This window comes from Bifidobacterium apousia (assembly GCF_007559275.1).
GTDB classification, from domain to species: Bacteria; Actinomycetota; Actinomycetes; order Actinomycetales; family Bifidobacteriaceae; genus Bombiscardovia; species Bombiscardovia apousia.
In genome coordinates this window covers 16,833-29,894 of the sequence record NZ_VMHK01000006.1, presented here as the reverse complement: position 1 = coordinate 29,894, position 13,062 = coordinate 16,833, and the positions used below count along the sequence as shown (strand labels likewise).

Below are 13,062 nucleotides of genomic sequence, written 5' to 3'. Positions count from 1 at the left end.
CCCCAGGCGGATCAGACCTCGAGGATCTCCTTCTCCTTGGCATCCAGGAGCTGGTCGATCATGTCGTTCTTCTGCTTGGTGACGGTCTCCAGCTCCTTCTGCAGCCGGTTGCCCTCATCCTCACCCAGGTCGCCGTCCTTGACCTTGGTCTCCAGCTCCTCCTTGACCTTGCGCCGGATGTTGCGGACGGCCACCTTGCCCTCCTCGGCCTTGGTCTTGGCCAGCTTCACATAGTCCCGTCGGCGCTCCTCGGTCAGCTCGGGCATGGTCACCCTGATGACGTTGCCGTCACGGCTGGGGTTGACGCCCAGGTCCGAATCGCGGATGGCCTTCTCGACTGCGCCCGCCTGGGAGGGGTCAAAGGGGGTGACGGCCAGGGTGCGGGGCTCTGGGACGCCGATGGATGCCAAGGACTTGATGGGTGTGGGTGTGCCGTAATACTCCACCATGATGTCGTTGAGGAAGGAGGGGTTGGCACGCCCGGTCCTGATTCCCGAGAAGTTCTCCTTGGTCGCCTCGATGCTCTTGTCCATCTGCCTTCCGGCCTGGTCCACCACTGTGGTCATGATCTGCTCCTTGCTGTATGGACCATCCGCCTGTGCGCGCGAGGTCCGTCATTCTTATACTCTACGGCCATGGGGCCACGGGGGCCAAGCGGCGCGGGGTGTGCCCGCAATCGGTCACAGGGTATGATCAGGACCGCCGTGGACCAGGGTGCCCAGGCGCTGGCCCTTGAGCGCTTCGGTCACGTTGCCTTCGCCCTCCAGTCCGAAGACGCGAATGGGCATGTCGTTGTCCCGGGCCATGGACAGGGCTGCCGCATCCATAACAGCCAGATTGTCCACCAGAGCACGCTGGTAGCTCAGGTTGGTGAACATGCGCGCGGAAGCCTGCTTGTGCGGATCAGCCGTGTACACGCCGTCCACGCCGTTCTTGCCCATGAGGACCTCGACGCAATGAATCTCCAGGGCCCGCTGGATGGAGACCGTGTCGGTGGAGAAGTACGGCATGCCGGATCCGGCGCCGAAGATGACCACACGTCCCTTTTCCAGGTGACGGATGGCCTTGAGCGGGATGTAGGGCTCAGCCACCTGGCCCATGGTGATGGCTGTCTGCACCCTGGTGGCCTGACCATCCTGCTCCAGGAAGTCCTGCAGGGCCAGGCAGTTCATGACCGTGCCCAGCATGCCCATGTAGTCGCCGCGCGAACGCTCGATTCCGGCTTGGCTGAGCTCGGCTCCGCGGAAGAAGTTGCCGCCGCCCACCACGATGGCCACCTGCACGCCGCTCTGCACCGCCTGAACGATCTCCTTGGCCACCCGCTTGACCACCTGCACATCGATGCCGACTTCGCCTCCCCCGAAGGCCTCTCCGGAGAGCTTGAGCAGCACACGACGAGGCGATGCTGGGTTTTGCGCTGAATCGGATCCGGTCATAAAAGCCCTTTCTCCAAACATGATGACAGGCGGAATACGCCGCTAATAGGGTACCGGGGCTGGGCGACAACCCCTCCTCGAGCAGGCTCGGGGCAAAAGAAGGGGAGCGGCCACGAAAGCCACTCCCCCACTGTCAATTGCCATCAATGCGGGTCGCCTGCCTATCCCTCAGGCAGGATCAGGCCAGGCAACTCAAGTACATTGCTGGGCTACTCCTCCTCGTCGCCCTTGCCGACCTCGAGACGGGCGAAGGCCAGAGCCTTGCCGCCAGCCTGCTTGAAGAGATCGCCAATGGTCTTGGAGGTGTCCTTGACGTACTGCTGCTCCAGCAGGACGGTCTCCTTGAAGAAGGCGTTCAGACGCCCCTCGACGATCTTGGGAATGATCTTCTCGGGCTTGCCTTCAGCCTGGGACTTCTCGGTGGCCACGCGGCGCTCGGACTCCACCACGTCGGCGGGCACATCCTCGCGGCTGAGCCACTTGGGGCTCATGGCGGAGATCTGCAGGGCCACCTCATGGGCCACCTGGGCGCCGGCCTCATCAGTGGCGATCATGGCCACGATGGATGGGGGCATCTCCACGGACTTGCGGTGGGCGTAGATCTCCACACGGGGACCTTCGACCCGGGCCACCTGGCCGACCTTGACGTGCTCATGGAAGAGCGCGCCAGCCTCCTCAACGGTCTCCTTGACGGTGCCGGACTTGGATGGAGCGGCATCGACCTGCTCGGCGTTGGAGGCATCAGCCTTGGCCACGTCGTCGATGACCTCCTGGCCGAACTCGATGAACTGAGGGGTCTTGGCCACGAAGTCGGTCTCGGAGTTGAGCTCGACGGCATAGCCGATCTGGCCCTGTCCGCCCTCGACGACGGTGGAGGCTATCAGGCCCTCCTGAGCCTTGCGGCCCTCACGGGCGCCTGCGGCCTGGATTCCGGTGGCGCGGATGATCTCCTTGGCGCGGGCCATGTCGCCCTCGGCCTCGGTCAGGGCCTTCTTGACGTCCATCATGCCGGCGCCGGTCTGGTCACGCAGCTCCTTGATCAGTGCAGCGGTGATTTTTGCCATAAAACTCTCCTATCTAGATGCCAGGTTCAGGCGGCCTGATCGGCAGCGGGGGTCTCCTGCTGCTCTTGCGCAGGCTGCTCGGCCTGGGGAGCCTGGGCGGTCTCCTGGGCCTGCTCCTGCGGCTGTCCGTCCTTGTTCTCCAGCAGGTTCTTCTCCCACTCGGCCATGGGCTGGTCGGAGGCCTCCTCGGTCTTGGCAGCCTTGCCGGAGCGCTCCAGCAGACCGTCGGCCACGGCATCAGCCATGAGCCGAGTCAGCAGCTCGACGCCGCGAATGGCATCGTCGTTGGCCGGGATGGGGTAGGTGACGAGCTCAGGATCCGTGTTGGTGTCCACCAGGGCCACAACCGGGATGCCCAGCTTGTTGGCCTCGGAGACCGCCAGGGCCTCCTTGTTGATGTCCACCACGAACAGGGCCGAGGGGGTGCGGTTCATGTTGCGGATGCCGCCCAGCTGGCGCTCCAGCTTGTCCTTCTCGCGCCGCAGGAGCAGCAGCTCCTTCTTGGTCAACCCCGAGCCGTGCACGTCGTCGAAGTCCATCTCCTCCAGTTCCTTCAAGCGGCCGACCCGCTTGGTCACGGTCTGGAAGTTGGTCAGCATGCCGCCCAGCCAGCGCTCGGAGACGTAGGGCATGTTCACCCGGGTGGCCTGGGCCTTGATGGCCTCCTGGGCCTGCTTCTTGGTCCCCACGAAGAGCACGGTGCCGTTGTGGGCCACGGTCTGCTTGATGAAGTCATAGGCCTGGTCGATCAGACCGAGCGACTTGAAGAGGTTGATGATGTGGATGCCGTTGCGCTCCGTCAGGATGTACTGCTTCATCTTGGGGTTCCAACGACGGGTCTGGTGTCCGAAGTGGACGCCGGCCTTCAGCATTTCGCTCATGGTGATCTGTGCCATGTCCGTACCTTTCATTGTCGGTTATTGCCTGGCCATGTGCACCTGCGTGCAACTCCGAGGAGCCGACCGACACAGGACGTCGCGGACATGGCGCGAATTTGCGGCGTGTGTTCGGGAATACTCTTGGCGCGCCTGCCCACCCGTGACAGCGGACCTGCGCAATGACACGCCGAATTACCATGATACCCAAGGCCAATGACCTCGGGTATCGTGTTCGCCCTCTGCCTACCTGGCTGATCTCAGCTGCTGCATGGCCTTGCGGCGAACGTCGCTCTCCAGCCGATCCACATAGACATGGCCGTCCAAATGATCGCACTCGTGCTGGATCATCCGCCCCATGATGCCATGGCCCTCGAGGGTCACTGTTTTGCCATCCAAGTCGATGCCGTGGGCTCGGGCGTAGTCGGCCCGCCTGGTCGGATACCAGAGGTTGGGCAGGGACAGGCATCCCTCCTCGCCATACTGCTCGCCGGAGGTCTTGTCGATGACCGGATTGATGATGTAGCCCACCTTGCCGCCAATATTGTACGAGAAGACGCGCAGGCCCACCCCGATCTGGTTGGCCGACAAGCCTGCCCTGCCGGGATCGTCGACGGTGTCCACCAGGTCACGGACCAGACTGCGCACAGCCGGGGTGATGCTGGTCACAGGATCGCAGGGGGTGCGCAAAACCGGATCGGGAACCACTCTGATTGTACGAATCGCCACTGCTTACTCCTCGTCATTCCGGCCGTCACGGCCGTCCTTCTCGTCCTCTTGGTCTGTTTGCTCCTCCTGGTGGCCATCACGCTTGCGTCCGGTCATGCTGGCCAGGGAATCGCTCATGGTGGTCCGTGCCCTGCTGACGATGTCGTTCTCCTTGGCGGCGGGCTTGGCGGGCGTCCTGGGCGCATAGAGGACCTTGTCCACGAGTTCAGCGTACTGGCTGAGCACCTCGGGCCGCACGACCTTCAGGCTGGGGGTCAGGGTGCCGTCCTCCTGGCTGAAGTCCTTGTCCAGCACCAGGAATTTGCGCACCGACTCGGCCCGTGAGACGTTGCAGTTGGCCTTGTCCACATATTGCTGGATGAAGGCATGGATGGCATCGTTATGGCTGGCCTGCTCCATGCTCATGTCAGCGTCCAGGCCCTGGGAGGTCAGCCAGGACCTGAGCATGCCGGCATCCAGGGTGACCAGGGCGCCCACGAAGGGCCTGCCGTCGCCCACGACCACGGCCTGGGAGACTATGGGGCAGGTGCTGATGACATCCTCCAAAGGCGCCGGGCTCACGTTCTTGCCGCCGGCGGTGATGATGACGTCCTTCTTCCGGCCGGTGATGAAGACGAAACCCTGGTCGTCGATCTGGGCCAGGTCGCCGGTGTGCAGCCAGCCGTCCTTGTCGAGCACGGTGGAATCCAGCTCGGGCTGGTGGTAGTAGCCCATGAAGACACTGGGGCCCTTGACCAGGAGCTCATCGTCGTCGCTCAGCCTGACCGTGATGCCCGAGCCAGGACGGCCGACCGAGCCGACCTCGTTGGCATCTTCGAAGTTGACGATGCAGGGGGCCGCCGTCTCGGTCATCCCATAGCCCTGAATGAAGGTGATCCCGTCGATCCCGTTGAAGAAGTGGGCCAGGTCGGCATTCATGGGCGCGCCGCCGCAGGCCAGGTAACTCAGGTTGGAGCCCAGGGCGGACTCGATCGTGTTGCCGACGGTCTTGGTGTAAAAGGCGTGGGCCAGGCGCGTCAGGAGCGAATGGCCACTCCCCTCCTGCTCGTCCTTGGACCACTTGATGAAGTGCTTGGTGGCCTTGGCGAAGACCTTGCCGGCCAGACCTGTGCCGGCCTTCTGCGAGGCGGCGTTGTAGACCTTCTCGAAGACGCGGGGCACGCCCAGCAGATAGGTGGGCCGGAAGGTGCGCAGATCAGTCAGCAGGTGCTTGGCGTTGGAGACGTATCCGACCACGCCCTGGGCGCCGATGGCCACGTACTGGATGTAACGGGCGAAGCAGTGGGCCAGGGGCAGGAAGAGCATCAGGCGGGAGGGTGCTGCCAGCATGTGGTAGAGCACATCCCAGCCCACGAAGACGATATGGACAAAATTCCGGTTGGAGAGCATGGCACCCTTGGGCTCCCCAGTTGAGCCAGAAGTGTAGACGATGGTGGCCAGATCGTCGGCTTTGACCTGGGCAATGGCCTGATCCAGGCGCTCGTCTTCGATTCCCTGGCCGAATTCACTGACTGCGTTCAGGCCCCCGGCTTCGAAATTGAAGACGTACTTGAGCTTGGGCGAGGATCCCCGGACCTGCTCCAGGATCTGCGCATGCTCTGAGTCGCCGGCGAAGGCCAGGACGCAGTCCACGTCCTGAACGATCTTCTGGGCCTGGGTGGGCGAGTCGGTCTCGTAGATGGGCACCGAGACCGCACCGATGGCGGCGCAGGCGAAGTCCGTGACCCCCCAGTCGTAGCTGGTGGAGGCATAGATGACCACGGTGCTGCCCTTTTCCACGCCCAGAGCCATCATGCCCTTGGCCACGGCGCGAACCCGTGCGGACATCTGCCCGGCCTTGACATCGTGCCAGTTTCTGGTCATGGGATCCTGCCACTGGGCAACCAGCTCCTCAGGGTCGCGGGCGGTGCGTTTTGCCAGGAGTGAATAGATGGTGTCCTTGTCCGTCGTCGGGTGTTGAAGCTCGACCGTATATTCACGCAACATACCCACCATCATATGGGTCACCCCGCCAAAGCCGCCGCCTAGCCCATGTCGAAGCGGACGCAAACCCAGCGCGAACCGCTTCTGGCGACGATCAGGTTGGTCAGCACAGTGCGCTCGCCGACCAGAAATCCGATGGTGGTTTCGTACCGGTCACGGTCTACGCGGTAGATCTCGACCAGTTTAGGAATAAGCGGCAGGTAAGTCATGCCGGCATGATCCGCCGTGCGGACCATGCCCAGATGCCGATCCCGCAGCAACTGGGCCAGCAGAGCCAATCGTTCCATGCAGACGCGGTTAAGCACACGGTCCAGGTTCTTCATAGGCAAACGACCCCGCAACACATCGAAGACCCTGGATGCTAAGGCGCACAGGTTGACAAGAATACGCTTGAGATCCGCCGACAGACCCTCATGTCCGGCAGCATCCCCCGGCCGAATGAAGTTGACCGTTCGCACGGTCAAATTGATGTCGCCGAGCCCCAGCGGCACCTGCGTACAGGTTGACGGCCACCAGCCGCCGATCTCCTGCCCTGTCGACTCCTCGGTTGCTCGATCGTGATCCCAGACCGGTGCCAGATCCATATACTCCGTCATACTTCTCTCCTCGCACTCCGATGTGCTTGTTCCCCCTCCCATGCCGGCGAGGCGCACTGGGCAACCGACGCAACGACAGCGATTACGTCCAGAGTAGGAATGCACCGAGGGATTGTAAAGGCCGGTTCAGGAATGTGGTCAACCTGAACCGGCCTTGATGCGGATTGTGGATAACTGAACCGTGAATGCCCTATTCTGCTCAGCAGCGGGGGGCGGGGGTCACTGCCACACGGCACTTCTGGAAGTTCTTGACATCCACATAACCGGTGGAAGCCATGGCCCGGCGCAGGGCCCCGATCAGATTCAGACTGCCGTCGGTGCGGTCGCTGGGGCCGAAGAGTATGCGCTCCAAGCTCCCCACCTGACCTACCTGGACCCTGCGACCCCTAGGCAGTTCAGGATGATGAGCCTCGGCCCCCCAATGCATGCCCTGGCCGGGAGCCTCCTTGGCCTTGGCCAAAGGCGTGCCCAGCATGACCGCGTCGGCCCCCATGGCCAAGGCCTTGACAAAGGAACCCGAGGTGCCAGTCTCCCCGTCGGCGATAACCTGAACGTAGCGTCCACCGGACTCGTCCAAGTAGTCACGACGCGCCTCGGCTACATCCGAGATGGCCGTGGCCATCGGGGCTTGAATTCCGACGGTGGCGGAGTCAGTTGAGGAGGCTCCCCCGCCGAATCCGACCAGCACCCCGGCAGCACCGGTGCGCATCAGATGCAGGGCAGCCTGGTAGGTGGCGGCCCCGCCGACGATGACCGGCACGTCCAGGTCGTAGATGAACTTCTTCAAATTCAAGGGCTCATGGCTGGTGGAGACGTGTTCGGCCGAGACTGCCGTTCCTCGGATCACAAAGAGGTCCACACCCGCATCGACCACAGTGGTATAGAACTCCTGGGTGCGCTGAGGGGACAGGGCTCCGGCCACCGTGACCCCGGCCTTGCGAATCTCCTGCAGACGGCGGGTGATCAGCTCCGCCTTGACCGGCTCACGGTAGGCCTCCTGAATGACCCCGGTCGCCTGCTCTGGCGAGGCATGGGCTATCCGGTCCAGCTGGGGGCGCGGATCCTCGTATCGGGTCCACAGCCCCTCCAGGTCCAGCACACCCAGTCCGCCCAATCGTCCCAGGGCAATGGCCGTCTCAGGGCTGGTCACCGAGTCCATGGGCGCCGCCAGCAGAGGCAGGTCGAACTCGTAGGCATCCACCTGCCAGGCCGTGGAAACATCCTGGGGATCCCGGGTCCTTCTGGAAGGGAGTATGGAGACATCATCGAGCGTGTAGGCCACCGTGGCCTTCTTGCCGAGACCGATTTCGATTTCCTGTGTCATGTCTGCCAGCCTAGCGCCTCATGATGACGCTCCGGCTTGCTACGAACGGGTTACGAGCAGGGGAACAGAGAGTAACAAACTTGGGATAGAACTGTTCGCGAGCGCAACTGCGGCACCGGGAGCAGGATCCGGCCCCCGACCCGCCCACTGTTAGGAGGCCGCCATGGAGAAGATCGCCGTGAAGGGACGCATCGTCGAGCTCGACGGTGACGAAATGACCCGGGTCATCTGGAAAATGATCAAGGAACGGCTGATTCTGCCCTACCTGGATGTGGACCTGGACTACTACGACCTGGGCATCCGCAACAGGGACGCCACCGACGACAAGGTCACCGTGCAGGCGGCCCAGGCCATTCAGCGCGAGCATGTGGGCGTCAAATGCGCCACTATTACCCCTGACGAGGCTAGGGTGCAGGAATTCGGTCTCAAACGCATGTGGAAGTCGCCCAACGGCACCATCCGCAACATTCTTGGCGGAACCATCTTCCGTGAGCCCATCGTCATCGACAACATCCCCCGGCTGGTTCCCGGATGGTCCAAGCCCATCGTGGTGGCGCGCCATGCCTTCGGCGACCAATACCAGGCTACCGATTTCACTGTTCCAGGGCCGGGAAAGCTGAGCGTCGTCTTCACCCCTGAAGACGGGAGCGACCCGGTGACCCGCGAGGTGACGGTCTACCCAGGTCCAGGCGTGGCCCAGGTCCAGTTCAACCTTGACGACTCCATCCGCGACTTCGCCCGCTCCTGCTTCAACTATGCCCTGCAGAGGCACTATCCGGTCTACCTGAGCACCAAGAACACCATCCTCAAGGCCTACGACGGCCGCTTCAAGGATATTTTCGCCCAGGTCTATGAGCAGGAGTACCAGAGTCGGTTCGAGCAAGAGGGGCTGACCTACCAGCATCGACTGATCGACGACATGGTGGCCTCCTCGCTCAAGTGGCAAGGCGGCTATGTCTGGGCCTGCAAGAACTACGACGGCGATGTCCAGTCCGATGCAATTGCTCAAGGGTTCGGATCCCTGGGCCTCATGACCTCCATGCTGATGACGGCCGACGGGCAGACGGTAGAGGCCGAGGCCGCCCATGGGACCGTGACCAGGCATTACCGGCGCTGGCTCAAGGGGGAAACCACCTCCACCAACCCGATCGCCTCCATTTTCGCCTGGACCGGAGGGCTCAGGCAGCGGGCGCGACTGGATGACACACCCAAAGTGGCCGAGTTCGCGCAAACACTGGAATCCGTAGTCATCGAGACCGTGCGCGCCGGTCGCATGACCAAGGATCTTGCCAGTCTGGTAGGTCCTGATCAGCCTTGGCTGGACACCGACGGGTTCATGGACGCCTTGGACCATGCACTTGCCGAGCGTATGGCTTCAGGTCCTGCAGAGACCAGGGGGCGCAAGACAGCCAAAGCAGACTAGCAGATCGGACAAAACCACTATCTCCTGCCATTGCACAAGGTTCTTGCAGGCGGTGAATCTCCTCAGATCCGCCTGCACTGTCAGTCCCATCGGCGAGGACCGTGTACGCGAAACATCGACCCTTCATACGCTCCTGCCCGAGAGCCCATAGAATGGTTGCTCGGGACCCGGCCAGAGTCGGGCTTTGTCGGAATGAAGGAGCGAACGTGAAGAAGACCGGCTTTGCACGGCGTTTGTCCAGCTTGCTGGCCCTGCTGGCAGGCCTGGCCATGGTAGCCTCGGCTGCTGCTTGCGGTGGTCCGGCCTCGGGCAGTGGACAACAGTCTCCGAGCGCCTCACAGAGCCAGGGAACCACAGCGGCCGCTGAGGTCCCCGGTCGGGTGGCCATTTTCACTCCCTCCGACGGCATCACCCTCTCCCAGCACACGCCCATCAACAAGTGGGCCGCGCTGGTTCCTGAGCTTAAGGCGGCACTGGCCAAGGAGCATCTTTCCGATAAACACATCGATGCCTACACCAGCGGGAATCTGGAGGATCAAAGCAAGGAGCTGCAGGATTACCTGGTCAACCGTCTTTCGGAGCGCAAGGCCGGGAAGACTTCAGAGCCGACCACACTGGTGGTGGCACCCATGACCTCGCCGGATTCCATCACCCGCCAGTATGGCGACTATATCAGCAAGTCTTTGGATGCCGATGCCAAAGACAAGGCGCGCGCACGTCTGGTCTCGTCTCTGCGGCTGGCTGCGGGCGCGGGCATGCATGTGGTCCTGCTGGCCAACCAGGTGCCGGGAATCCAACCGGATCTGTTCGTGCAATTGTCTGATGCACGGGCCATCGGTCAGATGCAGGCGGACAAGCTGGCCAGCAAGCTGGAGCTGGACAAGGCCAGCAAGGACAACCCCTGCCGCATCGAGATTCTGCTGCCGAACCGGACAGCTGATGCATCATCCGATGCATCCCCTGCTGACAAGGGCGTTGACACCGGCCAGGCTGGGCAGAACCAGCAAGAGGATCAGGATGAACAGCATTCCTTCCCCGCCCAGGCTTTCGCTGGCATCTGGCAGGTGCTGGGGCCCTATTTCAAAGATGGACGGGCTGTCAGCCCCTCGGGGCTCCTGACGGCAGACAGCACCGAGAAGGACTGGCAGGCGATCGCCTTTGATCCAGGCAAGGACGCCTCGGCTACCGGCAAAGAGCTGGCGACCCGCCTGGCCACGAACGATGGCGCCAAGACCCACACTGAGGTGGACGGCATTCTGGCCATGAACGATTTCATTGTTTCCGGTGTGGTCTCTGAGCTCGGGGATCTGGGATATCGGGGTTCTTCAGCGGACGTCAACCCAGAGATCTCAATATCAGGCATTGTGGGATCCATGGTCGGTCGCCAGGATCTGCACCGGAAGCGCGTGCCCAAACCCGCTCAGAGTCCTACAGCGCAGAATCCGACAAGGTCGCAGGCGGATCCTTCACAGGGCACGGGCAGGACCCAGGATTCCACACCCTCGGACGACCATGCTGCCTGGCCCATCATCAGTGGATACGGCGCCTACGTAGACAACATCCCTCAAATCGTGGACGGACGGCAGTGGATGACTGGTCTGGAGGACAGACTGGGGCTTGCGGCTGATATTGCCAAGGCCTGTGTCGGGCTCAACAGCCAAGGCAAGGTGCCAGCCATGGATACGATCCAGACCGTCAACCAGGACGGCAAGCAACTGCGCCGCCTATCAAGACCCCTGGTTGCGGTTTCGGCCTCCAACCTCAAGGCGGCGCTGATCGATACAGGCTACATCAAGCCAGCCGACGCGGGTCTTTGAGCATAGATCTCCTGCTCGATCCGGTCCTCATACCGCTTGAGAACCTCCTGACGGCGGGGCTTGTATGACGCGGTCAGCAATCCGTTTTCACGAGTGAAGTCCTGATCCAGAATTAGATAGCGGCGGATGCCCTCGGCCCGGGAGACCTGAGCATTGGCCGCGTCTACTGCACGATCGATCTCCGTGCGGATGATAGGGTTCTCCCCAGCCGAAGCGGCATCGTCCAAGGGTTCAGCACCCTGATCCCGCAACCACTTGTTGACCTCCTCGAGATTGAGGGTGATCAGGGCCGAGATGAAAGGCCTGCGGTCCCCGATGACCATGCAATGGCTGATGATGGGCGAACGTTCAACGGCTGTTTCCAGCAGCGACGGCGAAATGTTCTTACCCCCTGCGGTGATGATGATCTCCTTGCGCCGGCCAGTCAACCGAACGAATCCGTCTTCGTCCAGACTGCCCAGATCGCCGGTCATCAGCCAGCCGTCGCGAATCTGCCGGGTGGTGATTTCTGGATGGTTGTGGTAGCCCATGCAGACATCGGGGCCCTTGACACACAGCTGGCCCTCCTGGTCAATGCCCACGGTGATGCCGGGCATGGGCAGGCCGATGGTGCCCAGACGGTAGCCTTTGGTGGGGTTGACCGTCACCGGACCCATGGTCTCAGTCATGCCGTAGCCCTCCAGCAGGGGCAGACCTATGCCGTTGAAGAAGTCCGCGATGTCCCTGTCCAGAGGAGCGCCGCCCGAAATGGCATACCGGACCCGGCCGCCCAAGGCCTCCAGGATGGGATCGTAAACGGTGCCCGTATACATGAGGTGCTTGGTCTTCAGCGACATGGGAACCCGGCTTCCGGTCTGCTGATGACGAGACCACTGCCTGGCCACCCCTGCGGCATCCAGGAAAATCCTGCCCCTGGCGCCTGCTCCGGCCCGCTGGGAGGCCGCGTTGTAAATCTTCTCGAAGATTCGCGGCACAGCCAGGATGAAAGTGGGTTTGAAGGTCTGCATGTCCTGCAACAGATTGCGGATGGATCCGGTAAGCCCCAGCGTGAGATCCGTGGCGATGGCGAAGAACTGCAGACAACGGGCGAAAGCGTGGGCCAGGGGCAGGCAGAGCAGAAGCCGTCTGCCCTCGCCCAGACAGATGTCAGGGACGGCCTGGACACCCGAACGGACGGTGAAGATGATGTTGCTATGGCTGAGTTCTATGCCCTTGGGCTTGCCCGTGGAGCCTGAGGTGTAGACGATGGTGGCCAAGTCGGAGCCCTGCACCGAGTCGGCACGGGCTTGGAAATCCGCCTGGTCCACCGCCTGTCCATAGGCGGTCATGGTGGTCAGTGCTCCCCTGGTGATCACATACAAGTCGTTCAGATAGGCACACTGGGAACGAACAGCGTCCACTCGGGCCCTCATGTCGTCATCCTCCAGAAAGGCCATGCCGACATGGGAGTCGTTGAAGATGCGCCGAATCTGATCGGGAGAGTCCGTCTCGTAGACCGGCACCGTCACGGCTCCGATAGCCAGGATGGCCATGTCCAGGGCGGTCCATTCCCATCGGGTGTGCGAGACGATGGCTACCGAATCCCCCCGGCCAACCCCCCGGGCCATAAGCCCCTTGGCCAGCGCGACCACACGGTCGCGAAACTCCCGGGCCGTTATCGTGCTCCACTCGCGTCCGCTCCGATATTCGATCAAAGGATCGTCGCCCAGGCGCTTCACCCTGTCCTCAAGCAGGGAGAAGACACCGGCATCGGCGTCTATGGGCTTCTCAAGCGGACGCGTAAATTCTTGCTGCATGTTCTGCATGACCACTCCC

The 13,062-nt window shown here is 62.4% G+C and carries 11 protein-coding genes; 2 read left to right on the top strand and 9 right to left on the bottom strand.

Going from position 1 to position 13,062, the window contains the following annotated elements; all coding sequences use genetic code 11:
• Positions 1-11 precede the first annotated feature (11 nt).
• The 8 genes from frr to FPK30_RS07155 all read right to left on the bottom strand — a co-directional run bounded on the left by frr (position 12) and on the right by FPK30_RS07155 (position 8,007).
• Complete coding sequence (frr, locus tag FPK30_RS07190) at positions 12-566, bottom strand: ribosome recycling factor (RefSeq protein ID WP_101432300.1); 555 nt, start codon at positions 564-566, stop codon at positions 12-14.
• A 114-nt stretch (positions 567-680) separates the two neighbouring features.
• Entirely contained in the window at positions 681-1,436 is a 756-nt protein-coding gene (pyrH, locus tag FPK30_RS07185) for a UMP kinase (RefSeq protein WP_144085918.1), read from the bottom strand.
• A 209-nt stretch (positions 1,437-1,645) separates the two neighbouring features.
• On the bottom strand, positions 1,646-2,500 hold the full coding sequence (gene tsf, locus FPK30_RS07180; RefSeq protein ID WP_144085917.1) for a translation elongation factor Ts: 855 nt from the start codon (positions 2,498-2,500) through the stop codon (positions 1,646-1,648).
• 26 nt (positions 2,501-2,526) lie between these two features.
• Positions 2,527-3,396 carry a 30S ribosomal protein S2 gene (rpsB, locus tag FPK30_RS07175; RefSeq protein ID WP_144085916.1) on the bottom strand — a complete coding sequence of 290 codons (870 nt, stop codon included), beginning with the start codon at positions 3,394-3,396 and terminating at the stop codon, positions 2,527-2,529.
• 225 nt (positions 3,397-3,621) lie between these two features.
• Entirely contained in the window at positions 3,622-4,104 is a 483-nt protein-coding gene (locus FPK30_RS07170; RefSeq protein WP_015021747.1) for a peptide deformylase, read from the bottom strand.
• 3 nt (positions 4,105-4,107) lie between these two features.
• Entirely contained in the window at positions 4,108-6,090 is a 1,983-nt protein-coding gene (locus FPK30_RS07165) for an AMP-dependent synthetase/ligase (protein WP_144085915.1), read from the bottom strand.
• Between the two features lie 38 nt (positions 6,091-6,128).
• Positions 6,129-6,683 carry a hypothetical protein gene (locus FPK30_RS07160; RefSeq protein ID WP_144085914.1) on the bottom strand — a complete coding sequence of 185 codons (555 nt, stop codon included), beginning with the start codon at positions 6,681-6,683 and terminating at the stop codon, positions 6,129-6,131.
• Between the two features lie 199 nt (positions 6,684-6,882).
• Entirely contained in the window at positions 6,883-8,007 is a 1,125-nt protein-coding gene (locus tag FPK30_RS07155; protein WP_144085913.1) for a GuaB3 family IMP dehydrogenase-related protein, read from the bottom strand.
• A gap of 163 nt (positions 8,008-8,170) precedes the next feature.
• On the opposite strand from FPK30_RS07155, the gene FPK30_RS07150 reads away from it, so the two are divergent.
• Both FPK30_RS07150 and FPK30_RS07145 read left to right on the top strand, forming a co-directional pair.
• A complete protein-coding gene (locus FPK30_RS07150) occupies positions 8,171-9,430 on the top strand; it encodes an NADP-dependent isocitrate dehydrogenase (protein WP_144085912.1) in 1,260 nt (419 codons plus the stop codon).
• Positions 9,431-9,699: 269 nt separating this feature from the next.
• Positions 9,700-11,247 carry a type 1 periplasmic-binding domain-containing protein gene (locus tag FPK30_RS07145; protein WP_186279452.1) on the top strand — a complete coding sequence of 516 codons (1,548 nt, stop codon included), beginning with the start codon at positions 9,700-9,702 and terminating at the stop codon, positions 11,245-11,247.
• On the opposite strand, the gene FPK30_RS07140 is transcribed toward FPK30_RS07145, so the two are convergent.
• Positions 11,217-13,043, bottom strand: a complete 1,827-nt coding sequence (locus FPK30_RS07140) for an AMP-dependent synthetase/ligase (protein WP_186279451.1) — start codon at positions 13,041-13,043, stop codon at positions 11,217-11,219. The genes FPK30_RS07145 and FPK30_RS07140 overlap by 31 nt on opposite strands.
• Positions 13,044-13,062 lie beyond the last annotated feature (19 nt).